Origin of the sequence: Bacillus sp. FSL M7-1345, assembly GCF_038006985.1 — a bacterium.
In the GTDB taxonomy this organism is placed as follows: Bacteria; Bacillota; Bacilli; order Bacillales; family Bacillaceae_G; genus Bacillus_A; species Bacillus_A cereus_U.
This window is the reverse complement of record NZ_JBBOWG010000001.1, coordinates 1,172,242-1,195,937: the sequence shown is the minus strand read 5'-3', so window position 1 is coordinate 1,195,937 and position 23,696 is coordinate 1,172,242. Positions and strand designations below refer to the sequence as shown.

The window sequence follows — 23,696 nt, the reverse complement described above, 5'->3', positions numbered from 1 at the left end:
TTTAATTCACCCTTTCTAATTTTTCATGGCTTGCTGTAATTAATAAGTTTAATTTTTCTAATGCTTTTCCGGAGTCAATGCTATGTGCCGCTAGTTTAATTCCTTCTTCAATCGTTTCCGCTTTTCCGTTTGCGAAAAGAGCAAGCCCTGCATTTAGTAAAACGGTATCGCGGTATACACTTTTTTCTCCGCTCAATACTCCGAGCGTAATTTTTGCGTTTTCTTTTGAATTTCCGCCTCTAATTTCCTCATTTTTCACTCTTGAAAAACCGTAGTTTTCTGGTGCAATACTCATTTCAATTATTTCATTGTCTTTTAAAATAGCGACGCAGTTTTCTCCTTGTAATGATGCTTCATCTAAAAATCCACTTCCGTTTACGACGAGCGCTTGTTTTCTGCCTAGTTTCTGCAATACTTCCGCTACCGGCAATAACATATCTCGTTTATAAATACCGACAAATTGTGTTTCTAAATTAACCGGACTCGTCAGCGGTCCAATTAAGTTAAAGATCGTCGGAACGTTTAATTCTTTTCTTATTTTCATAATGCGTCTTAATGCTGGATGCATCGCTGGTGCAAATAAGAAGGCAATCCCTACATTTTCTAATAAGTAGTCAATCTCACCTGGCGTACAACTAATGTTTACACCGAGTTCTTCTAATAAATCAGCACTTCCTGTTTTACTAGAAACAGCGCGGTTTCCATGTTTCGCAACCTTTACACCAGCTCCGGCAAGTACAAATGCCGATGTTGTACTAATATTGAATGTTTGCGCACCGTCACCACCCGTTCCGCAATTGTCCATCGCGCCTTTTATATGATTTGAAAACGGTAATGCCTTTTCGCGAAGAGCACGAACGAGACCGTATATTTCTTCTGCTGTTTCGCCTTTCGCTTTCAGCAATACTAAGAAAGCTGCAACTTCACTTTCCAATATGTTGTCACTTAATAAAAGAAGTCCCGCTTCATACATTTCCTCTTCTGTTAAATGTTGTCCCTCTACTAACTTTCGAAGATAACTGTTCATACTCTCTCCTCCTCTTTCACTTCTGCTAAAAAGGCACGTATTAACTTTCCGCCTTCTTCTGTTGCAATTGATTCTGGGTGAAACTGTAATCCGAAGAGCGGATAATAGTTGTGACGAACTGCCATGATTTCTCCGTCATCCATCGCTGTCGCGAGTATGTCAAAACACTGCGGCAAACCATTTTGCGCTGCGACGAGTGAATGGTAACGCATCGCTGTTAGCGGCTGCGTAACGTACGAAAAGATTGACGTTCCGTTATGTTTCACACGCGATGTTTTTCCGTGTTTAATACGCTCTGCTCTAACAATTTCTCCTCCAAATGCGGATATGATTGCTTGATGGCCAAGGCAAATTCCTAAGATGGGAACGTTCTTATAAAAGTGACGAATAACATCGATACAAATTCCAGCATCTTCTGGTTTTCCAGGTCCTGGTGATAGCACAATTCCTTTCGGCTTCATCTCCTCTAATTGTTCAATTGTTATTTGATCATTTCTTACTACAACAATTTCTTCCTCGTACTCGCCTAATAGTTGATACAAGTTATATGTGAATGAATCATAATTATCGATCAGTACAATCATTTCATAACCTCCAAAAGCGCTCTCGCTTTATTTAATGTTTCTTCATATTCAGCTACAGGGTCTGAATCGTAGACGATACCCGCTCCTGCCTGAACGTACGCTTTCTCATCTTTCACAACCATCGTTCGAATTGCTAGCGCCATATCAAGATTTCCTGAGAATGAAATATATCCAACTGCTCCGGCGTATACATTTCTTTTTTCATGCTCTAACGTATTAATAATTTCCATCGCCCTTATTTTCGGAGCACCTGATACTGTGCCAGCTGGTAAACAATACGCTAATGCATCAAATCCACTCATTTGTTTTCGCAATGTTCCGTAAACTTCAGATACAATGTGCATAACGTGAGAGTATTTCTCTACTTTCATATATTTATCTATTGTCACAGAGCCAATTTCACTTACTCTGCCAATATCATTTCGGCCTAGATCCACAAGCATCATATGCTCCGCCCGCTCTTTCTCATTTCCTAACAGTTCTTTTTCGATTTCCTCATCTTCCTGCTTCGTTTTCCCTCTCGGCCTCGTACCGGCAATTGGGTTTGTCATCACCTTATCGTCTCTTACTGATAGTAAACTTTCTGGCGAAGAGCCAAGCACAACATAATCTTGAAAATCGATATAGAACATATATGGTGATGGATTTGCAATTCGAAGTTTCCGGTATAATGCAAATGGATCTCCTTTACATTCACTTTGCAAACGCTGGGATAATACAACTTGAAAAATATCTCCTGCCCGAATGTATTCTTTCGCTGTTTCTACCATTTCACAAAATTCTTTTTCAGTTACTGAAGAAGTGAATGATAAAGATGATATTACTTCACTCACCTTCTCTTCTTCTCCGTTTAGCACTTCTTCTTTGTATCGTTGCAATCTCTCGTATACTTCCTCATAAGAAGCTGATTCATCTTCCTTGCATACATATACAAACGATAGTTTTTGGCGTAAATGATCGTAAACGATAAACTCGCTATACAGTAAAAGGTGTACTTCTGGAATATTTAATGGATCATGTAAGTCTACTCCTATATTTTCATACTGCCGAATTACGTCATAGCCGATATAACCAACTGCTCCTCCGCAAAATGGGAATGGACTTTCTACTAGCGATGGTGCGATTACCTCTTCTAACACTTGCAGTACGTTACCTTGCAGCTTTTCTGTTTGGCTGTAAATCGTTCGTTCCACTTCCGTACCAACACTTTTCACTTCACCATACGGATTACATCCTAAGCAAGAATAGCGTCCTTTATCTTGATGAAGCTGTGAGCTTTCTAGTAAAAACTTCTTCTTCCCTTTCATACGTCTATATAAAGAAATTGGCGTAATGCTATCTCCTTCTTCTTCAGCGATTACTAAAAATGTTTTTCCTTGTTCTTTTTGCTTCATAAATTCTTCTTTCGTCATCATGCCTTTCACCTCACTCTGAAAAATAAAAAAGTCCCCTACATATCGAAATATGTAGAGGACGATAAATTTACCGTGGTACCACCTCAGGTTGGATGCAAAAGCATCCCGCTTTATTCAGGTACAAAATATATACCTTATCCTTGTAACGGCGGAACCCGGGTTGCCTACTGAATAGAAATTGTTCAGCATACCTCTCGTAAGCCCATTCCGTATATGGCACCGCACCGGGCTCCCACCTATTCCCGGCTCTCTGTAACGTCTCCATTATACGTACTCTTCTTACTTAAACGATTTAATTTATTTAATTTTTTATACACAAAAAGGGAGTACTCATCCTATAGAAAGGACGGGTACTCCCGTGGTGCCACCTTAATTCGTTACGAATGTAACGCACTTTGCCGTATCAAAAAATAATACGTGTCTCTTGTATCGATGAGATCATGTCGCCAAAGCCTACTTCTTTCGTTTCGGTTTGGAAGCTCCGAAGCCCATTCCACATCAATCCCATACTGATTCGCACCAACCATCAGCTCTCTGACATGTTCATCATGTGTACTCTTCTTCATCAACGCTTGCATTTTTTTAAGTTGCACTCATTATATTCCTCACATTTCTAATAAGTCAATACTTTTTCCGAAAAAAATATTATTTCTTCGTTCGATATTATATTGACAAAACAACCTGTTTTTATGTAAAAATAGTAAATACTCTATTAAAATTAAGGTTTTTTGCCAGAAAGTTATATATCCCAAAAGTAAAAAGATGTCAAAAAACGCTTAAATTTCAGAAAATTCTTATTTGCGCATGGATTTTTCTGAATAATCATGATAGATTATAAATATGCAAAATGCATCAAAAGACATGACAAAAGGAAGGGGAACTACATGAGTACGCAGATGTTAATTTTAACTTCTATCTCTATTTACATGCTCGGGATGCTAGTTATCGGCTATTTTGCCTATAAACGAACGTCCAACTTAACAGATTATATGCTTGGCGGGCGTACACTAGGCCCCGCAGTAACAGCATTAAGTGCTGGAGCAGCTGATATGAGCGGTTGGCTTTTAATGGGCTTACCCGGTGCAATGTTTAGCGTTGGATTAAGTAGTAGCTGGATTGCGATTGGCCTAACACTTGGCGCATACGCAAACTGGATCTATGTCGCTCCTCGCTTACGTACCTACTCAGAAATTGCAAACAACTCTATTACTATTCCAGAATTTTTAGAACACCGTTTCCACGACAAATCTCATATGCTACGCCTCGTATCTGGACTTGTTATTATGATTTTTTTCACATTTTATGTAGCTTCAGGATTTGTTTCCGGCGCTGTATTATTCGAAAATTCATTTGGACTCAATTACCATGTTGGCCTTCTTATCGTTGGAAGTGTTGTCGTAGCTTACACATTATTTGGTGGATTTTTAGCTGTAAGTTGGACAGACTTCGTACAAGGAATCATTATGGTAGTCGCTCTTATTCTTGTTCCAATCGTAACAATTATGCATGTAAACGGACTTGGTCCAGCATTTGACACTATTAGATCTATCGATCCAACATTATTAGATATTTTTAAAGGCACTTCTGTATTAGGCATTATTTCATTATTCGCATGGGGCCTTGGTTATGTTGGACAACCTCATATTATCGTACGCTTTATGGCAATTTCGTCTGTAAAAGAAATTAAAAGCGCACGCCGAATCGGTATGAGCTGGATGATTTTCTCTGTTGTCGGAGCTATGTTTACTGGTCTTATCGGTATCGCATACTATTCAAAAGCGGGTTTAAAACTTTCTGACCCAGAAACGATTTTCGTTGAACTTGGCAGTATTTTATTCCATCCGCTTATTACTGGATTTTTATTAGCGGCTATTTTAGCAGCTATTATGAGTACAATCTCTTCTCAACTTCTCGTTACTTCAAGTGCAGTAACAGAAGACTTATATAGAACATTCTTTAAGCGCGATGCTTCTGATAAAGAACTTGTATTTGTCGGTCGTATGGCTGTTCTTGGTATTGCTTTAATTGGGTGTGCATTAGCGCTTAAACAAAATGATACGATTTTGGCTCTTGTTGGATACGCTTGGGCTGGATTTGGTTCTTCATTCGGACCAGCTATTTTATTAAGTCTATATTGGAAACGTATGACGAAATGGGGCGCGCTTGCTGGTATGATTTCTGGTGCCGCGACTGTTATTATATGGACTCAATTTAAATTCTTAACAAACTTCTTATATGAAATGATTCCTGGTTTCACAATTAGTTTACTAGCAATCATAATCGTTAGTTTACTAACACAACCTTCAAAAGAAGTTGAAGAGCAATTTGAGGATTTCGAAAAACAACATAGTCATAGTCTATAAAAAAGCTTTGCTGTTATCGTAACAGCAGAGCTTTTTTTATTACAGTTCGACAATCTTCTTCTCAAATTTAACAAATTCTTTATGTTTCGTTAAATTTAACATAACACTACTCCTTTATAGTATGAGTATCAGCACTTATACAGAAAGGGGACTCCACCAATGTTAGCAGCTTTCCAGCAAAAGCATATAAGAAAATTTTCACCTATCACAAATACTTCTACTTCTCGTTTAAACATACAACCTAATCCGCCCAAAATTTCAATTGCTCCTTCTGTTATTTCAGTTATCGGTGTTCATATGGGAAAAAATAAGTTAAAAATAAAAACTGGGCAAAGTACTGAGTTATCAGCTTCCGTTTTGCCAATGCAAGCGACGAACCAAGAGCTTATTTGGACAAATATGAATTCTGATGTCATCACAATCTATCCAAAAGGTGATACGGTAACGATTACTGGAAAAAGTGCAGGAAGAGCAGTCGTAATTGTCACAACTGCTGAAGGAAAATTCCGCGACTTATGTGTCGTTCACGTACAACCTTATATGACAAATCCAAAGTGAAATAAAGAGAGTGGATATGAATCCACTCTCTTTATTTATTTCAATTCCAGGATTTTTTCTTTTTAACAACAAAATAAATTCTTCTTTATTTCTTGGAGAAATAAGTTCTGTTTCATATGATCCGTATAGAATTTCAAATCGATCGAATGATAGTGCATGAGCTGCGATTGGATTTTTCGTATCTGAAATTCGCTTTATATCCCTTATAAGAATACGTTTTTTAACGAAACCAGATCTAATAGTAATCTCTTCTTCCCCTACAATATATTTTGTTGAAAACCAACTCCAACTAAACAGTATAGCTAATGGAATTGTAAAAAATAAGAGAAAGTATTCTCTCCCTGCAAAAATTAGAGCGAAACATGTGCCTAAAACAATGAAAAAGATTGGATATAACCACGCATCTTTTTTTGATGGAAATTCCATTACGCTCCCTCCTCTCTTGATTTAAGTCAATGAATTCCCCTCCTTCTCTTATTAAAATAAAAGTAATATTGAAATAGGAGGACGACATATGAATGAACGAAAGTTTGCCTTATTTGCTGGTACTTCTCTTCTCATTATGGCATTCGCTGCATTTTTTTCTTACAGTTTTGTTCACGGAAATCTCGTTGTACAAGGAGATGCGAGCACGACACTCCATAATATTCAAACTTCAAGTTCACTTTTCAAAGCAGAAATTTTCGGATGGATTATCATTTTCATTACGGATATTATCGCCTCGTGGGCTCTTTATTTCTTTCTAAAACCTATCTATACTAGCCTCTCATTACTAGCTGCCTGTCTTCGTCTTATGTATACAGCTATACTTGGTATTGCTATATTCAATTTAACATTTGTATTACTTCTTTCAAAAAGCACAGTTGCTAATTCAGAAGCATATACAACGTTATTTCTAGAAGCTTTTGAATACATTTGGTCTGTAGGATTAATCATTTTCGGCTTACATCTTCTCACCTTAGGATACGTAACCTTTCAATCTACAAACATACCGAAGACTATTAGTATATTACTGCTCATTGCTGCAATCGGCTATATCATCATTAACGTAATGAATACGATGTTTTCACAATATGATGCGATTATTTCCATTCTTAACGTTGTCTTTCAACTACCGATGATCACAGGTGAACTAGGATTTAGTATATGGCTATTGCTTAGAGGTGGAAAAAACTCTACTGTTTGAGTCGTTTCTTAATTCTGCTTAATGATTCTGGCGTAATACCTAGATAACTTGCCAATTGATATTGAGGAACACGATGAATTAAATGCGGGCGTTTTTGTAATAATGATTTGTAGCGCTCTTCTGGTGTCGATGCAATAAATAATGTAAGTTCTTCTTGTACTTCACCAAAATTGTATTCAATCATTTGGCGCGTCATTTCTTCTAACTGTGAATATTTCTTATACATGTCCTTTTCACTATACAGATCGCCAACTACTACTATACAGTCTTCTAAACACGTTAACGTATGCGGGGATGATTTATCTTGTTTATGATGATTGAAATTTGCGATTGCTTGTTCTTCTGTATAAAAATTTGATGTAACCTCTCTCCCTGCTTCATCTATACAGTGCTGCCTCACGCATCTTTTTAATACAAAATAACATTTAGACGGAACATCTCCTTGTCTTAGGAGCACTGTTCCTTTTTTATATTCTTCAATTTGTAATTCACTGAGGATCAGTTGCTGCTCTTCTTCACTTAATGTTGTAAAACTCTTCATATACTTCTTTAATATCTCTTCCATTTCTCTCCCCCTTCTTCACTTAAATTTCTATAAAACAAAAAGAGAAGTATCACAACTTCTCTTTTCTCCCCTAACATTATAATTCCTGTGTATACACCGGTTTGTTCACCACATTTTTTGCTGTTCGCTTTTGTTGCTGTAGTAAGAAAACAGATACACCAAACAATACGAGCATGCTACCGATAATTTGCATTGCGTTTAATTTTTCTCCAAGTAAGAAGAACGCTAGTATAGATGCCCCAACTGGTTCCCCTAGAATACTCATTGAAATTGTTGTTGCATTTACGTAGTTTAATAACCAATTATTAATGACGTGTGACACTGTCGGTACAATCGCAAGTAAAAGAAAAATACTCCAATCCCACTTCGTATAGCCTGTAAATGGCACTTGAAGTATAACGTTATAAATCGCTATAAATATACCAGCGAAGGCAAATACAGTGAAACTATAAATCCAATGCGATACTTTCTTTACTGTCGTTTGTCCGATAAATAAATAACCGACAACTGCTATTACACTTAAAAAGGATAATATATCCCCATAAATTGCTTGCTCACTTAGCCCTAAATCTCCCCAGCCAATACACATTACGCCTAGTATCGCAATTCCCATCGTCGCAATTGCTGAATAGGTTGTTCTTTCTTTAAATAGAAAAAAACCTCCAACTAAAGATACGATAGGTTGCAGCGCTAAAATAATCGTCGAACTTGCTACTGTCGTATGCTTTAAGGATTCAAACCATAAAAGAAAATGAAGTGCTAAAAAGAAACCAGATCCAATTAAAAATCCCCAATCCTTTATTTGAATCTTACTAAACTCTTCCCGTTTTTTCCAAACGATAGGCAGCATAATAAGTACGATAATCCATAATCGATACATACTTAAAATTGAAGATGGTGCTGAGGACATCTTTACAAAAACAGCTGCGAATGAAATGGCTATAATGGAAATTGCTAATGGTAGTGCGATTGATCTTTCTTGTTTCAAATCCTGTCTCCCCTCTCACCTGTAAAAAATCCCACTTCATTATATCCGTTTTCTTTCATAACTTAAATACTAATTTTTTAGATTCTTCGTACCATTATGGTAAAATAGAAATTAAGGCACCTATTAGTGATTATTTCTTTCCTTTTCACTACAAGCGTCGCTCTTACAATCATTACAGTAAATTTTTATTTAGGGGGATCTACATGAATCAAACAATAGGGAGAATTGAAGAAATTTCATTTTTTAGTACATCACTTCAAGAGGAACTTACACTTCTTGTTTATTTACCAGTAAATTACACACCTCTCCATAAGCATACGGTTGTTATTGCACAAGATGGTAGAGATTATTTTCAGCTTGGTAAAGCGCACCGTGTAATTGAGCGTCTTCGTGAAACTGAAGAAATCGACCGTACAATTATTGTCGGCATTCCATATAAAAATGTACACGATCGTAAGGAAAAATATTTCCCGAGCGATGTAAAGAATGCTGCTTACATTCGTTTCCTTGCTCATGAGCTTGCTCCATATATTGATGAAAATTATCCAACGTATCAAATGGGTAAAGGACGCGTTTTAATTGGAGATTCTCTTGGCGGTACAGTTTCCTTCATGACCGCACTTATGTATCCGCATACATTCGGTAAAGTCGTTATGCAGTCACCATTTGTTGATGAAACAGTGATGAACTTAGCAAGAGACTTTAAAAATCCGGGGGCGTTAGAACTTTATCACGTCATTGGGACAGAAGAAACAGCTGTCAAGCGCACAGATGGACAAGTATCTGATTTCGTAGAACCGAACCGTGAGCTAAATACTCTTCTTACAGATAGAAATTTCATCACGCATTATGAAGAGTTTGAAGGGAATCACACATGGAAATATTGGCAAGCAGATTTACCGAAAGCATTTTCTCATATTCTATCAATGAAATAATAGAGAGCGATATTCAGAATAATTTGATATAATAGATAAAGAGATTTATTCTCAAAATCTAACTAGACTTGCAAAGGGAGGAATTGGAACATGAAATTAGGAATTGTAATTTTCCCATCAAAAATGATTCAAGATAAAGCAAACGGATTGCGTAAACGTTATGATCCACATTACGCATTAGTTCCGCCACATATTACATTGAAAACACCCTTTGAAACGCAAGATGAACAATTAGAATCGATTGTGAATGAGTTACATACAATCGCAAACAAAACGAACCCTTTCACCCTTCATGTTGGAAAAGTTGGTTCATTCGCACCTGTTAATAATGTTCTTTATTTTAAAGTAGAAAAAACACCTGAACTTACTTTCTTAAATGAAGAAATGCATAATGGATTCTTTACACAAGAGCGCGAGTACTCTTTCGTACCTCATTTAACAATCGGTCAAAGCCTGTCAGATGCAGAGCACGCTGATGTATTAGGTCGATTACGTATGAAAGATTTCTATTATGAGCAACCAATCGATCGTTTCCACCTTCTATATCAATTAGAAAACGGAACATGGACTGTACATGAAACATTCCACCTTGGAAAGGGGAGCAACTAATTTGCACGCACAAATCGTACAAACAGACGAGCAGCTAAGTGATGCATTCTCTGTACGTAAACAGGTTTTTGTAGAAGAACAACGTGTTTCTTCTGAAGAAGAATATGATGAATTTGAAGATACTTCGGTGCACGTTGTTGTATATGACAATGACATTTCAGTCGGTGCGGGCCGCTTTCGCATTGTTGATGGAGTTGGAAAAATGGAACGCATTTGCGTACTGGCCTCCCATCGCAAAAAAGGTATTGGCAAAATCATTATGGATGCACTTGAAGCGCATGCAAAAGAAGAGTCTCTACCGAAATTGAAACTCCATGCTCAAACACATGCTGAAGTTTTCTATAAAAAGCTAGGATACGTGACGGCTTCTGATGTATTTATGGAAGCAAATATCCCGCACGTCGTAATGATAAAAGAATTGTAATTTTGTAGCAGGAGGTAGCCCCTCCTGTTTTTTACATTGCTATTTTCTTTTTCTTCCGCTAAAGTTAAATGTTGATGCTATAGTTTTGAAGGTGAATATATGACACAAGAAAAATTTTCACAAAAACCGTTAACACACGCTGGTATTCCGCAAGCGACGTATCATATTCCGAAAACATCTACCCATTTAATTATGGAAGAAGATGCAGATGCGGCGTATTTCCGCGCTTTAGAACAGCAAGGTGTTTATTTAAATGAAAAACAGTTAGAAGCAGTGCAAACGACAGAAGGACCTGTCCTTACACTAGCTGGTGCTGGAAGTGGTAAAACATCTGTTTTAACAACTCGCGTTGGTTATTTAGTTAATGTAAAACATGTTCATCCACGAAATATTTTGCTGCTGACGTTTACACAAAAAGCAGCTGAAGAAATTCGAAGCCGTGTAGCGAATTTACCTGGTATGAATCATGCCGCAAGTAGCTATGTCGTTGCTGGTACATTCCACTCTGTCTTTTTAAAATTGCTTCGTAGTCAAGGATATAATCAGCAAATTTTAGCAAATGAAAAACATAAACAAATTATGATAAAGAAAATTTTGAAAGAATTACGCTTAAAAGACGCTTATGATGCCGAAACGATACTCGCTATGATTTCACTTGAGAAAAACAAATTGAATCGTCCGAAAGATGTAAAAGCGAAAACACCGGTTGAACAAGAGTTCAAAGAAGTATACGAACGTTTCGAAGAGGTAAAACAACGGTACAATTATATCGATTTTGACGACATCTTATTAGAAATGTATTATCTGTTAGAAAATAACGCTCCCCTGCTTACTCAATTACAAGAGCGTTTTCATTACATTGAAGTAGATGAGTTTCAAGATACGTCGTATGCACAATATGAAATTGTAAAATTGTTAGCCACGCCAAGAAATAATTTATTTATCGCAGGTGATGACGATCAAGCGATTTACGGCTGGCGAGGGGCAAGTCACCAAATTATTTTATCTTTTCCAAAGGAATTTGATAATACAACGATTATCGCACTTAATACGAATTATCGATCTAATCCATTTATCGTCGGACTTGGAAATGAAGTTATTAAGCTCAATCAAGAACGTTTTGATAAAGAGCTATATTCTGTTCGTAACGATGGCATGCAGCCGTTTTATGCACGACCTGCGACAACTCTTGATGAAGCAAATCAAATTTTGCAACTCATTCAGGAAAAAGTAGATAGTGGTGAACGAAATTATAAAGATTTTTGTTTATTATATCGTACACATTCTGTAAGCCGTTCTTTACTTGATCAGCTTACAATTCATAAGATTCCATTTATTAAACATGGAGCGAGCCAATCGTTCTACGAGCATTCTTTAATTAGGCCCGTATTAGATCACTTACGACTCGTGCTAGAACCGTTCCGCCTCGAATCACTTTCAAATATATTACCAACAATGTATATTGGCCGTGATGAGTGCATTTCATTTATTGAACGTGAACAATGGAAATATGGTGAGGGCCGTTTCCCTTCTCTTCTTCATTTTCTATTACTAAACCCAAGCTTGAAACCTTTTCAAGTTAAAAAAGTAAATGAGCGAATCGATTTTATTAAGTTTATAAAAGAACTTGAACCGAAAAAAGCATTGAAAGAAATTATTCATGGTAAAGGAAAGTATTTAGAGTACTTACAAAGTAATGATCGTTCTTCCTTTACGATGCATAAGGACATACAAGAAGAGATGTTAGAAGAATTAATGGAATCAGCAACTCGCTTTACGGATATTTCAGCTTACTTACAATTTATTAATGAGGCCATTCAAGGTCAAAAAGAAATGGAAGCATTAAAAACAATGCCGCAAAAAGATGCCGTATCGCTTATGTCGATTCATAACGCGAAAGGCCTTGAGTTTCCATGCGTCTTTTTACTCGGAGCAAGCGATGGCATACTGCCGCATACTTCTTCTTTAAAAGATGCCAATGACCGTGTGACGGAGACTTCTGAAGCATTAGAAGAAGAACGACGATTACTCTATGTCGCAATTACGCGTGCTAAAGAAGAACTTTATATTTCCTCCCCGCAATTTTTCAGAGGAAAGAAACTAGATATATCTCGTTTTTTATATACTACGCGAAAAGATTTACCTGAAAAGACATCCGCTAAATAAGGATGTCTTTTTTTCCATATCACGATATGTACATCCCCTCTATATAAATTCCCTGTTTCTATCCTGAGAATTAACGTAATATCAACCATATCCCGTTCATATTGTAATAGTGTATGTCAGAACTCACGATAAGGAGTGAACATAATGAGCTGCAATTGTAATGAAGATCATCATCACCATGATTGTGATTTCAACTGTGTATCTAATGTCGTTCGTTTTATACATGAACTACAAGAATGTGCAACCACAACATGTGGATCGGGTTGCGAAGTTCCATTTTTAGGAGCACATAACAGCGCATCAGTAGCGAATACACGTCCTTTTATTTTATACACAAAAGCTGGAACACTTTTTGAAGCATTTGCGCCTTCAGGAAGCCTTACTAGTTGTACCTCTCCTATTTTCCGAGTTGAAAGCATAGATGATGATGGCTGTGCTGTATTACGTGTACTAACCGTAACTATAGGCGGAGATCCTATATCACCTGGCGATAATCCAATTTGCACGTTTTTAAATGTTCCAACTGCAACTTTAAGGGGAACGAATTCTTGTATTACTGTTGATTTAAGCTGTTTCTGCGCTATTCAATGCTTACGTGATGTTACGATTTAAAACTGAATAATGATTTAAGCATGGATTGGGTGGCAGAAATTTCTGTCACCCAATCCATGCTTAAAAGGTACTAATATATTTTTTATAAAATTAGGAACTTGTCTAGAACAAAGAACTTATCCCTTTCATTGAATAAAAGTAGAAGAAATAAAGGAGTGAAAAACATGCTCTCTTCTGATAAATATAAATTTAATAAAATTGATTGCAACGCAAAAGCCGTTAGTACCTTGCCAGCTTTCGGCTTTGCATTCAACGCTCTCGCCCCTCAATTCGCTTCATTATTCACACCACTATTATTACCTAGTACAAGTTCAAATCCAGATCTCACTGTTCCAGTAATAAATGATACAGTAAGTGTAGGAAATGGCATTAAAATCCAAAGAACTGGTATTTATCAAATCAGCTATACATTATCAATAAACTTTAATGATCCTAATTTTATACCATCAGCGGCTCGTTTTTTCTTATCATTAAATACGCCGCAGAATGTTATTCCTGGATCTGGTACAGCAGTACGCTCTAACGTTATTGGTGCTGGTGAAGTAGAAGTTTCCAGTGGTACTGTTCTCATTAACTTAAACCCTGGTAATTTCATTCAAATCGTACCGGTTGAATTAGAAGGTATTGTAGATATTCGCGCTGCTGCATTAACAGTCGTACAAATTGATTAACTACAAGTGGTATTTCTTATTTGAGATACCACTTTTAATTATTAAATGAAAAACACTCACATTAACATGAGTGTTTCATTCTTCATATTGTTTTATTGTATTTTTCTTCTTGCCACAATTACATCCCTTTTTCTTCACAAAGCCTTGTTGCTGTAATTGTTCTTGATATGCCTGTTGTTGTTTCTGTTGCTGTAGGTAGTACCACTGCTGAAGATCATATGAATTTGGCCTTGGATTATTGCTCACAGCAAACATCTCCTCTACTGTCAATTCTGTCTATTTACTGTATGAACAACTCCTTATTTTTGTTCCCTCACTCCCCTAAACTCCGCTTTTTCAATATGAAAATTCATCCTGCTATTTGCATCTCCTACCTCAACACGCAAAGAAAACATGGACGTTAGGCCGGTATGAAATAGAGAGCTCGATAGTTAAAGTTCCACTTTATTATTCTCCCATAAAATATCCAGTAATTGTTTCAATAATCGCCGCTGCTCCTGCAATAGCTAATAATGCAAGTAGCGGCTCCGCGACGATAGGTATCCAATTATATAAGACTAATAAAAAAGCACTAACCCATACACCTGTACACCAATAGCAACTTAATAATTCTCCAATCCATTTTCTTAGACCTTTACCTTTCACTTTTGTAAAAGTCGATACACTTCCATCTGGCTCTGTAATCTCTAACTCATCAATAAACGGTCTTCGCAAAAAGCCAGTAATTTTATCATAAACGATAAGGCGTGTTAATCGAAAAGTAGCTAATGCGAAAATAAAAAATAAAAGCCAACTTGTAAATAGCATACTTTCACCTTCCCTTACCTTCTTTAGCCTATTTAAAAAAAAAGCGCTTTAGAGTGTGACCGATTCCCTTCCGCTCCAATATCTTATTAATGTAAATACAAACAAGAAGATAAGGAGTGACATTAATGAGTTGTAACGAAAATAAACACCATAGCTCTTCTCATTGCGTAGCTGATGTTGTAAAATTTATCAATGAATTACAAGATTGTTCTACTACAACATGCGGATCTGGTTGCGAAATTCCATTTTTAGGAGCACACAGCAGTTCATCAGTAGCAAATACACGTCCTTTTATTTTATACAAAAAAAATGGAGAAGTTTTTGAAGCATTTGCACCATCAGGAAGTCTTACTAGCTGTACATCTCCGATTTTCCGTGTCGAGAGCGTAGATGATGATAGCTGTGCTGTATTACGTGTATTAACTGTAACTATCGGCGGAGATTCTCTTGCACCTGGTGACAAGCCAATTTGTACGTTTTTAAATGTACCAACTTCAACTTTACGCGGTACAAATACTTGTATTACCGTTGACTTAAGCTGTTTCTGCGCTATTCAGTGCTTACGTGATGTTACTATTTAATAAGTAAACTAAAAAACTATTTGGGTGGTAGAATTGATCTACCACCTTTACATAATTTAAAAAACAGCCATATCAATTGATTTTATCTCTTCTATAGATACTCGAATATCTCTCATACTATTTGGCGGCATAATTGATACAACACCATTTCGATATGAAATAATAGATCCTACATATGAGACTGTCGCTGTTTTTATTCTACATCTTACTTTCGGAATGTAATGAGGGCGGTTTAATAAGAAATGAATTTTTTCTTCATTGTTCATATCCTTAAATGATTTATTGTGCGGGACCGTTCTCACCTGCTCTTGCTCTTCTTGTTCCTCTTCTACTTCTTCCTCCACTTGCTGCTCCTCTTTCTCAAGCTTTTCTTTTTCTACTGTCTCTTCCACCTCACTACTTACACTAGTTTCATTTCTATCACTTTTCTCTTTTCTATCCTCATTTTCAAAGTTTGTAAGGATAATTCTTTTTATTTTCGGTGCAGCAAGTTCTAAATTTACTTGTGCAATATATAACAACGGTTTTCCAACTGTTGAGCTTTTATTCTTCACACTCGTCCCTCCCACTTCCATACGTAGCTGGATAAATCGTGTACTATTATAGTTATATTCATCACGCGGCAAGAACTTTCGTTAAAAATCGTTCTTTCCGAGAACAATTAAAAAGGACAGCCTCAATATTTAGAGACTGCCCTTTAACAAACTATAATAAATATTATATTTATCCTAGAATATGATATCCTGAATCAACATGAATATTCTCACCTGTTACTCCGCGTGCTAAATCACTGAATAAGAATACTGCTGTATCTCCAACTTCTTCTGGAGTCGTTGTGCGACGAAGTGGTGCGCGCTCCTCTATTTCTCTTAAGATTGAGTTAAAGTCGCCTACACCTTTCGCAGATAACGTACGAATTGGTCCTGCAGAAATAGCGTTAACGCGGATGCCATGTTGTCCTAAATCATTCGCTAAATATTTCACGCTAGCTTCTAATGAAGCTTTCGCAACACCCATAACGTTATAGTTTTTCACAACACGCTCGCCGCCAAGGTATGTTAACGTTAAAATATTTCCGCCTTCTGTCATTACTTTCTTCGCTTCTCTTGCTACAGCTGTTAAAGAGAATGCACTAATATTTTGTGCAAGTAAAAATCCATCGCGAGAAGTATCTACAAATTCGCCTTTTAAATCGTCACGATTTGCAAAAGCAATACAATGTGCTACACCATGAATTGTACCAACTTCTTGCTTAATCGTTTCAAAGCAAGCTGTAAGTTCTTCATCATTCGTTACGTCACAAGGTAATACAAGTGATTCTTGCCCTTCTAATGTATCCGCTAATTCACGAACGTTTCTTTCTAAACGTTCTCCTGCAAATGTGAATATTAATTTTGCACCTGCATTATGCAAAGAGCGAGCAATTCCCCATGCAATACTTCTTTGGTTCGCAACGCCCATAACAACAAATGTTTTCCCTTGTAATAGTTCCATGATATATCCTCCCAGAAATACTTATACTTGTTATTAGTACCTGATACTATAATAATAGTACCATAAAACCTCTTAAAGGCAAACAAAAAAGTCATTAACTTAAATTCGTTAATGACTTTTTGTTTCTATAAAAAACCGCTCTAATCCTTCTTCCCAAGAAGGCATTTCTAAAAAACCATTTAATCGTAGCATGTTATGTTGAAAGATAGAATATTTCGGTCTCGCTGCCGCCGATCCGAATTCTTCGGTTGAAACAGGTAATACATTCACTTTCATATTTGCATATGAAAATATTTTTTGAGCAAATTCAAACCAAGAACATGAGCCTCTATTTGATACGTGATACGTACCGTATAAAGAAGTATGAATGAGCTTATTAATAATCATATTTAAATCCGCCACATACGTAGGAGAGCCGATTTGATCCGCTACAACAGATATTTCTTCTCTTTCTTTTCCTAATCGCATCATCATTTTCACAAAATTATTTCCATACTTACCATATAGCCACGATGTACGAACGATAAAATATTTATTATGTAGCTCTTTAACGAACTGCTCCCCCGCAAACTTAGAGGCCCCGTATATATTTATCGGCGCTGGATTATGAAATTCATCATATCCATCCGGTCTGTCCCCTTGAAATACATAATCGGTACTAATATAAACTAACTTAGCCCCTACTAATTGTGAAGCAACCGCTACATTTCGAGCTCCTATCGCATTTATTAAATAAGCAAGATCTTGTTCTTTCTCAGCATGATCAACCTTCGTATACGCTGCACAATGAATGATTATATGTGGCCTTATTTCTTGTACCACTTGCTGAATTCGGGATATATTTGTTACATCTAGTAACTTTTTATCAAATGGATATATATCATATTCTTCAGGATTCAACTCTTCTTGTAGTTGTTTTCCCAATTGACCATTTGCTCCTGTTATGATAACCCGCTCTTTCATTTACATGCCCCTTACTTTTCTTTTAGTCGTCTCCACCATTCCGTATTGTTTTCATACCATTCCACCGTTTCTTTTAACCCTTGTTCAAACGTATACTTCGGTTCCCAATCAAACTCATTCTTCATCTTTTGTGCATCAATCGCATAACGACGATCGTGACCTAAACGGTCTGTAACAAATTCAATATCTTTTTTCGTTTTTCCTAAGAGATTAATAATTTGTTCCACAACATCCACATTTGTTTTTTCATTATTTCCGCCTATATTATATACTTCTCCTAAATGCCCCTGATGCAAAACAACATCAATCGCGCTACAATGATCCGTTACATGTAACCAATCTCTTACATTTAATCCATCACCATATAACGGTAGTTTTTTCCCTTCCAGCGCATTCGTAACCATTAACGGAATTAACTTCTCAGGATATTGATACGGCCCATAGTTATTGGAACAACGCGTCACTATGACTGGTAATTGATATGTTTTATAATAAGATAAAGCTATCATGTCCGCGCTCGCCTTACTGGAAGAGTATGGACTATTTGGAGCTAACTTGGTTTCCTCGGTAAACTTCCCTGTTTTCCCTAAAGACCCGTACACTTCATCTGTTGATACTTGCACGAGTTTAATACGTGGATATTTTTTCACTAACTCTAATAAGATGACTGTCCCGATTACATTCGTATCATAAAAAGGAATAGGATTTTCAATGCTACGATCCACATGTGATTCCGCTGCAAAATTTACAATTATTTGCACGTCACGTTCATTAATAATATGCTCCAGCAGCTCTCCATTTTGGATCTTCCCCTTTATGAATGAATAGTTAGGATTGTCTTGAATTGACTTTACATTATTTAAATTCCCGCTATATGTTAATGCATCGTAATTAATAATTTTATATGTTTCATAGTTTTTTAACATATAGTGAATGAAATTACTTCCAATAAATCCTGCTCCACCTGTTACTAGTATATTCATAAACAACTCTCCTACTTAAAAACTATCTTCATATCCCTGAAGTAATGGTAATATGCGGTCCTTATCCGACAAAATAGGGTTTGTTACCGGCCATGGAATTGCTAGTTCTTTATCTTCCCAAAGCAACCCTGAATCATGCTCAGCACTATAATACTCATCTACTTTATACATAACAATTGTATGAGGTACAAGCGTACAAAAACCATGAGCAAATCCCTTTGGCACTAATAATTGCCGGTGATTATCCGCGCTTAAAATATACCCTTTCCACTGTTTAAAGGTTGGTGAATCTTTTCTTAAATCTACGATAACATCATAAATTGCCCCTTGAACAACTTGAATGAGTTTCGTTTGTGCTTTCGGTTTTTTCTGGAAGTGTAGTCCTCGAATCGTTCCCGCTTTAGCTGAATAAGATACGTTATCCTGTACAAATGAATCCGTAATTCCTAATGTTTCTAGCACCCTCTTATTATAACTTTCTATAAAGAAACCTCGATCGTCTTCAAATAACTTCGGTTCTAACAATTTCGCATCGGTAAAATTTGTGTCTACAACTTTCATATTCTCACCTATTCTCCATTAAACTGTTTCCCAAAGTTTATATCCCGCGCTAACGTATTCGCCCTTTGAAGAGAAGCATGAGTTCCTGCATCTGTCCACCAGCCGCTCATTTCATTATAAGTAAGTACCCCTCGTTTTAAATACCAATTATTTATATCCGTAATTTCAAGTTCTCCCCTTGCGGAAGGTTTTAATTCTTTTATATAAGAAAAGACTTTCGAATCATACAAATAAATTCCTGTAACAGCATAAGAACTTTTCGGTTTCTTCGGCTTTTCTTCAATTTCAATTATTTTTCGGTCCTGAATATGTGCCACACCAAATCTTTCAGGATCTTCTACAGATTGAAGCAGCACTTTAGCACCTTCTTTTTGATTTGTGAATTCTTCAACATATGGACGAATATCATCTGAAAAGATATTATCTCCTAATATAACTACCATACGATTATTCCCGATGAAATCCTCACAAAGCCCTAACGCTTGCGCAATTCCGCCTGCCTTATCTTGCACACGATACGTAAAGGACACACCAAATTCGTGACCACTTCCTAAAAAGCTAACAACATCTCCCATATGCTCTTTACCTGTAATAATCATAATATCTGTAATCTCACATTGTTTCAGTTTATATACTGCATGATAAATCATCGGATACCGCCCAACGGGAAGTAGATGTTTATTCGTTACTTTCGTTATTGGATATAGTCTCGATCCAGTTCCGCCCGCTAAAATAATCCCTTTCATTATGCATCTCTCCCTTATGATGGAGATAGTACATCTTTATAATGTTCCATATACTTACTCTGTTCCATCTCAATCATATGTTATATGCACACAAAACTTTCCATTTTTTTATATTGTTCCATATAATTAAAGTTTCTTTTCAAGTATACAAATATCTATGTCATTTTCTCATTAATTTTCACCTATTATATAACGAGAGATTTACGGAGGTGAATTTATGTCCAATCATAATGATTCAAACAGCTTAAATCCAGTTGACTCTTTATCTTCCAGCACATCTGACCCTGCATTTCCACAATTTTCTTTGACACCTGGACCGACTGGGCCATCTGGTACTACCGGACCGATTGGTGCCACTGGACAGACTGGCAACACTGGGCCGACTGGTGCTACTGGACCGATCGGCGATACTGGGCCGACTGGCAACACTGGACCATCTGGCACTACCGGACCTACTGGTGCTACTGGACCAATCGGCGATACTGGACCATCTGGCGCTATCGGGTCTACTGGTGCTACTGGACCAATCGGCGATACTGGGCCGACTGGCGCTATCGGGTCTACTGGTGCTACTGGACCATCTGGCACTACCGGACCATCTGGTGCTACTGGACCATCTGGTACTACCGGACCTACTGGTGCTACTGGACCTACTGGTACTACCGGACCTACTGGTGCTACTGGACCATCTGGTACTACCGGACCTACTGGTGCTACTGGACCATCTAGATTAGGACTTCCAGCAGGATTGTACGCATTTAACTCCGCTGCGAGTAGCATCAACGTTGGGATTAACACGCCTGTACCATTTAATACCGCTGGGTCACAGCTCGGTACAGCGATTACTCAATTAGATAGCGATACTTTCACCATACACCAAAATGGATTATATAAAATTACTGTTATCGTATATACCGCAACATCAGGTTTACTGGGTGGCATTGAAATTCAAGTGAATGGCGTAACAGTACCAGGTGCTGTAAGAAACTTAGTTTCACTTGGAACACCTATCGTTATCCAAGCGATTGCACAAATTACAACAGCTCCAGTATCAGTTGAAGTAATTGGTATAGAGGCGGTATTATCACTAGCTGTTGGTACGGGGGCATCAATTATTATTGAAAAAATTACATAATTGTTTCCTTAGCAGTAAAACTGGACCAGTTTTACTGCTTTCCCAATTTTATCGATAACATCCCAACCTCATTCTAAATGCGGATGTACATCTCCCCTATAACTTGAATATAATTACAAAAGAGATATTCCTTCCTATTATGTATGACTTTCCATTAATAGTGGAATAAATGTATGAACAGTCTACTTGCATATTATTTTTTTGCAATCACGTCATCATCACACTTACTAGGCGATAGAAAGGAATACATACCGTGAAAGATACGAACTCTCAATATCAAATAGACTACATACTAATCTTTATTTTATTTGCCATTGGGACTGTTAGCTGCTTTGCTATTGCAAGTGCACAAGCTTCTTTACCACCATTTTTACAACACATAAATTTTGCATTAAAACAAATCCAATGGTATGTCATTGGATTTGTGGCCATTGGCGTTATTATGATTATTGATTTCGATCGATATAAACAAATTGCTTGGTATTTGTATAGCTTTGCCCTCATACTTCTTATTGGTCTAGAACTTCAAGTTCCGGGTGCCGTTACGATTAAAGGGGCTACCGCATGGTATAGACTTCCAGGCATCGGAAACTTTCAACCTTCTGAAATTATGAAATTATTTTTAATTATCATCATTGGACGAATTATAGCAAATCATAATGAAAAGTACTTTTTCCGGACAACTCGTGAAGATTTTATTTTACTTGGAAAAATATTCGCAGCTAGTTTACCTCCACTACTTTTAATCGCAAAAGAACCTGATTTAGGAAACACTATGGTAATCTCTGCGATGCTTGCAGCAATGATTTTAGTTTCTGGTATACATTGGCGCCTTATCCTCGGATTAACCTCCGTCATTTTCGTCATAGGCTCTACCTTAATATATATTTATTTCACTCATACAGAGTTCTTTAAAGAGCATATTTTAAAAGAGTATCAATTAAACCGCTTCTATGGCTGGCTATCCCCTTACGAATATGACTCACAAGGATACCAATTAAGACAGGCATTTTTAGCTACCGGATCAGGAGAAATGCAAGGAAAAGGATGGGAAAATGGACAAGTATATTTTCCAGAGCCACATACAGATTTTATTTTCACAAATGTCGCTGAACAATTCGGTTTTTTAGGAGCAAATGTTATTATTTCACTTTTTTTCTTACTCATTTACCGAATGATCCATATCGCTTTAGAAAGCAATGAACCTTTCGGTAGTTATATTTGCGCTGGTACAATCGGAATGTTCACCTTCCAAGTATTCCAAAATATTGGGATGACAATCGGTTTACTCCCTATTACAGGAATAACATTACCTCTTATGAGCTATGGCGGGAGTTCACTACTCACATACATGATTGCTATTGGATTTATTTTAAACGTACGTTCAAGAACACAAATCTTTATGTTTAAATGAACCATATCGGAAAACCGGTATGTTTTTTTCTATATTCATTTTAGATATACTAATGAAAAGATGAACTGGAGGTTTACATATGAAGTATGACATTATAGGTGATATTCACGGATGCTTCCAAGAGTTTCGAGATTTAACAACGAAACTAGGATACAGCTGGGCTAGTGGTCTCCCTATACATAACGCCAAACGAAAGCTGGCGTTCGTTGGTGATATTACAGACCGAGGCCCTCATTCATTACGTATGATTGAAATCGTATGGGAGCTCGTAATAAATAGAAAAGAAGCTTATTATGCGCCTGGGAATCACTGTAATAAACTGTATCGTTTTTTCCTTGGGCGTAATGTTTCAATCGCTCATGGACTCGAAACAACTGTTGCCGAATATGAAGCATTACCTTCTAATAAACAACAAATCATAAAAGAAAAGTTCATTACGCTTTACGAGCAGTCCCCCCTGTATCACATACTGGATAACAAGAAATTAATCGTATGCCATGCTGGCATTCGTCAGGATTACATAGAAAGAAATGATAAAAAAGTGCAAACATTTGTATTATATGGTGATATTACAGGAGAAAAGCATCCTGACGGCTCACCTGTACGCCGAGATTGGGCGAAAGAGTATAAGGGGGAAACATGGATTATATATGGACATACACCTGTCAACGAGCCTCGCTTTGTGAATCATACAATCAATATTGATACCGGCGCTGTATTTGGCGGCAAACTAACTGGACTTCGTTATCCTGAAATGGAGGCCATTTCCGTTCCTTCTTCCCTACCTTTTGTCACTGAGAAGTTCCGCCCAATTTCATAATTACATTTACCTTTGTACAATTCATTCCGAGTACGTATAAAGAATGATTTCTAGGCGAATTCCTCGTTAAAAATCGGTCATACAGTAAA

Annotated in this window: 26 protein-coding genes, 1 pseudogene and 2 other annotated features; of the genes and pseudogenes, 13 read left to right on the top strand and 14 right to left on the bottom strand. The window is 37.0% G+C overall.

Going from position 1 to position 23,696, the window contains the following annotated elements:
* Position 1 precedes the first annotated feature (1 nt).
* Genes trpD through trpE form a run of 3 tightly spaced genes read right to left on the bottom strand, consistent with a single transcriptional unit; the run spans position 2 to position 3,026 of the window.
* A complete protein-coding gene (gene trpD / locus MHB76_RS06205) occupies positions 2-1,027 on the bottom strand; it encodes an anthranilate phosphoribosyltransferase (RefSeq protein WP_340986000.1) in 1,026 nt (341 codons plus the stop codon).
* Positions 1,024-1,611 carry an aminodeoxychorismate/anthranilate synthase component II gene (locus MHB76_RS06200; RefSeq protein WP_002158848.1) on the bottom strand — a complete coding sequence of 196 codons (588 nt, stop codon included), beginning with the start codon at positions 1,609-1,611 and terminating at the stop codon, positions 1,024-1,026. The genes trpD and MHB76_RS06200 overlap by 4 nt, the downstream gene beginning before the upstream one ends.
* A complete protein-coding gene (gene trpE, locus MHB76_RS06195) occupies positions 1,608-3,026 on the bottom strand; it encodes an anthranilate synthase component I (protein ID WP_016104196.1) in 1,419 nt (472 codons plus the stop codon). The genes MHB76_RS06200 and trpE overlap by 4 nt, the downstream gene beginning before the upstream one ends.
* A gap of 51 nt (positions 3,027-3,077) precedes the next feature.
* Positions 3,078-3,323, bottom strand: a binding site (T-box leader).
* A 42-nt stretch (positions 3,324-3,365) separates the two neighbouring features.
* Positions 3,366-3,604, bottom strand: a binding site (T-box leader).
* 306 nt (positions 3,605-3,910) lie between these two features.
* Between trpE and putP the strand changes: the two genes are divergently transcribed.
* Together putP and MHB76_RS06185 are read left to right on the top strand one after the other, a co-directional pair.
* On the top strand, positions 3,911-5,389 hold the full coding sequence (gene putP / locus MHB76_RS06190; protein WP_078173303.1) for a sodium/proline symporter PutP: 1,479 nt from the start codon (positions 3,911-3,913) through the stop codon (positions 5,387-5,389).
* A 159-nt stretch (positions 5,390-5,548) separates the two neighbouring features.
* Positions 5,549-5,947, top strand: a complete 399-nt coding sequence (locus MHB76_RS06185) for an Ig-like domain-containing protein (protein WP_002201348.1) — start codon at positions 5,549-5,551, stop codon at positions 5,945-5,947.
* Positions 5,948-5,983: 36 nt separating this feature from the next.
* Here the strand turns inward: MHB76_RS06185 and MHB76_RS06180 are convergent.
* Positions 5,984-6,373 (bottom strand): annotated as a pseudogene (locus MHB76_RS06180) (PH domain-containing protein); the annotation flags it as partial.
* Between the two features lie 88 nt (positions 6,374-6,461).
* Here MHB76_RS06180 and MHB76_RS06175 point away from each other — a divergent pair.
* On the top strand, positions 6,462-7,133 hold the full coding sequence (locus MHB76_RS06175; protein WP_078173304.1) for a DUF4386 domain-containing protein: 672 nt from the start codon (positions 6,462-6,464) through the stop codon (positions 7,131-7,133).
* Here the strand turns inward: MHB76_RS06175 and MHB76_RS06170 are convergent.
* On the bottom strand, positions 7,123-7,698 hold the full coding sequence (locus tag MHB76_RS06170; protein WP_078173305.1) for a Crp/Fnr family transcriptional regulator: 576 nt from the start codon (positions 7,696-7,698) through the stop codon (positions 7,123-7,125). The two genes, MHB76_RS06175 and MHB76_RS06170, sit on opposite strands and share 11 nt — an antisense overlap.
* A gap of 76 nt (positions 7,699-7,774) precedes the next feature.
* Positions 7,775-8,686 carry a DMT family transporter gene (locus tag MHB76_RS06165; RefSeq protein ID WP_002158858.1) on the bottom strand — a complete coding sequence of 304 codons (912 nt, stop codon included), beginning with the start codon at positions 8,684-8,686 and terminating at the stop codon, positions 7,775-7,777.
* Positions 8,687-8,889: 203 nt separating this feature from the next.
* Here MHB76_RS06165 and MHB76_RS06160 point away from each other — a divergent pair, with 203 nt between their 5' ends.
* From MHB76_RS06160 to exsF, 6 genes are all read left to right on the top strand, one after another.
* Entirely contained in the window at positions 8,890-9,621 is a 732-nt protein-coding gene (locus MHB76_RS06160; protein ID WP_002158859.1) for an alpha/beta hydrolase, read from the top strand.
* 90 nt (positions 9,622-9,711) lie between these two features.
* On the top strand, positions 9,712-10,230 hold the full coding sequence (locus MHB76_RS06155; RefSeq protein ID WP_002201352.1) for a YjcG family protein: 519 nt from the start codon (positions 9,712-9,714) through the stop codon (positions 10,228-10,230).
* A gap of 1 nt (position 10,231) precedes the next feature.
* Complete coding sequence (locus MHB76_RS06150; protein WP_078173306.1) at positions 10,232-10,654, top strand: GNAT family N-acetyltransferase; 423 nt, start codon at positions 10,232-10,234, stop codon at positions 10,652-10,654.
* A gap of 99 nt (positions 10,655-10,753) precedes the next feature.
* Positions 10,754-12,820 (top strand): ATP-dependent helicase, encoded by a 2,067-nt coding sequence (locus tag MHB76_RS06145; protein WP_002201354.1) that lies wholly within the window; start codon positions 10,754-10,756, stop codon positions 12,818-12,820.
* Positions 12,821-12,964: 144 nt separating this feature from the next.
* Positions 12,965-13,432, top strand: a complete 468-nt coding sequence (locus tag MHB76_RS06140) for a CotY/CotZ family spore coat protein (RefSeq protein ID WP_002202755.1) — start codon at positions 12,965-12,967, stop codon at positions 13,430-13,432.
* 164 nt (positions 13,433-13,596) lie between these two features.
* On the top strand, positions 13,597-14,103 hold the full coding sequence (gene exsF, locus MHB76_RS06135; RefSeq protein ID WP_002158865.1) for an exosporium protein ExsF: 507 nt from the start codon (positions 13,597-13,599) through the stop codon (positions 14,101-14,103).
* A gap of 75 nt (positions 14,104-14,178) precedes the next feature.
* Here exsF and MHB76_RS06130 read toward each other — a convergent pair whose 3' ends face one another.
* Together MHB76_RS06130 and MHB76_RS06125 are read right to left on the bottom strand one after the other, a co-directional pair.
* Positions 14,179-14,358 (bottom strand): cytochrome C oxidase subunit III, encoded by a 180-nt coding sequence (locus MHB76_RS06130; RefSeq protein WP_078173362.1) that lies wholly within the window; start codon positions 14,356-14,358, stop codon positions 14,179-14,181.
* A gap of 192 nt (positions 14,359-14,550) precedes the next feature.
* Positions 14,551-14,910 (bottom strand): DUF1360 domain-containing protein, encoded by a 360-nt coding sequence (locus MHB76_RS06125; RefSeq protein ID WP_002202757.1) that lies wholly within the window; start codon positions 14,908-14,910, stop codon positions 14,551-14,553.
* Positions 14,911-15,035: 125 nt separating this feature from the next.
* Here MHB76_RS06125 and MHB76_RS06120 point away from each other — a divergent pair, with 125 nt between their 5' ends.
* Complete coding sequence (locus tag MHB76_RS06120; RefSeq protein WP_078173307.1) at positions 15,036-15,491, top strand: CotY/CotZ family spore coat protein; 456 nt, start codon at positions 15,036-15,038, stop codon at positions 15,489-15,491.
* 56 nt (positions 15,492-15,547) lie between these two features.
* Here the strand turns inward: MHB76_RS06120 and MHB76_RS06115 are convergent, their stop codons facing one another.
* The 6 genes from MHB76_RS06115 to MHB76_RS06090 all read right to left on the bottom strand — a co-directional run bounded on the left by MHB76_RS06115 (position 15,548) and on the right by MHB76_RS06090 (position 20,238).
* Positions 15,548-16,066 (bottom strand): CotO family spore coat protein, encoded by a 519-nt coding sequence (locus MHB76_RS06115; RefSeq protein WP_033714251.1) that lies wholly within the window; start codon positions 16,064-16,066, stop codon positions 15,548-15,550.
* Between the two features lie 148 nt (positions 16,067-16,214).
* Entirely contained in the window at positions 16,215-16,985 is a 771-nt protein-coding gene (gene fabI, locus MHB76_RS06110; protein ID WP_002158869.1) for an enoyl-ACP reductase FabI, read from the bottom strand.
* Between the two features lie 108 nt (positions 16,986-17,093).
* Positions 17,094-17,948 carry a dTDP-4-dehydrorhamnose reductase gene (gene rfbD, locus MHB76_RS06105; RefSeq protein ID WP_078173308.1) on the bottom strand — a complete coding sequence of 285 codons (855 nt, stop codon included), beginning with the start codon at positions 17,946-17,948 and terminating at the stop codon, positions 17,094-17,096.
* A gap of 11 nt (positions 17,949-17,959) precedes the next feature.
* Positions 17,960-18,931, bottom strand: coding sequence for a dTDP-glucose 4,6-dehydratase (gene rfbB / locus MHB76_RS06100; protein WP_340985987.1), 972 nt, complete (start codon positions 18,929-18,931; stop codon positions 17,960-17,962).
* 15 nt (positions 18,932-18,946) lie between these two features.
* Positions 18,947-19,492, bottom strand: a complete 546-nt coding sequence (rfbC, locus tag MHB76_RS06095) for a dTDP-4-dehydrorhamnose 3,5-epimerase (protein ID WP_002202762.1) — start codon at positions 19,490-19,492, stop codon at positions 18,947-18,949.
* Positions 19,493-19,500: 8 nt separating this feature from the next.
* Positions 19,501-20,238: a sugar phosphate nucleotidyltransferase gene (locus MHB76_RS06090; protein WP_002158873.1), complete on the bottom strand. Its 738-nt coding sequence runs from the start codon at positions 20,236-20,238 to the stop codon at positions 19,501-19,503.
* Positions 20,239-20,455: 217 nt separating this feature from the next.
* Between MHB76_RS06090 and MHB76_RS06085 the strand changes: the two genes are divergently transcribed.
* From MHB76_RS06085 to prpE, 3 genes are all read left to right on the top strand, one after another.
* Positions 20,456-21,373, top strand: coding sequence for a BclA C-terminal domain-containing protein (locus MHB76_RS06085; protein WP_340985984.1), 918 nt, complete (start codon positions 20,456-20,458; stop codon positions 21,371-21,373).
* 253 nt (positions 21,374-21,626) lie between these two features.
* Positions 21,627-22,787 (top strand): FtsW/RodA/SpoVE family cell cycle protein, encoded by a 1,161-nt coding sequence (locus tag MHB76_RS06080; protein WP_088098801.1) that lies wholly within the window; start codon positions 21,627-21,629, stop codon positions 22,785-22,787.
* A 79-nt stretch (positions 22,788-22,866) separates the two neighbouring features.
* The gene (prpE, locus tag MHB76_RS06075) at positions 22,867-23,607 is read left to right on the top strand and encodes a bis(5'-nucleosyl)-tetraphosphatase PrpE (protein ID WP_078173312.1); all 741 of its coding nucleotides are present in this window, start codon (positions 22,867-22,869) and stop codon (positions 23,605-23,607) included.
* Positions 23,608-23,696 lie beyond the last annotated feature (89 nt).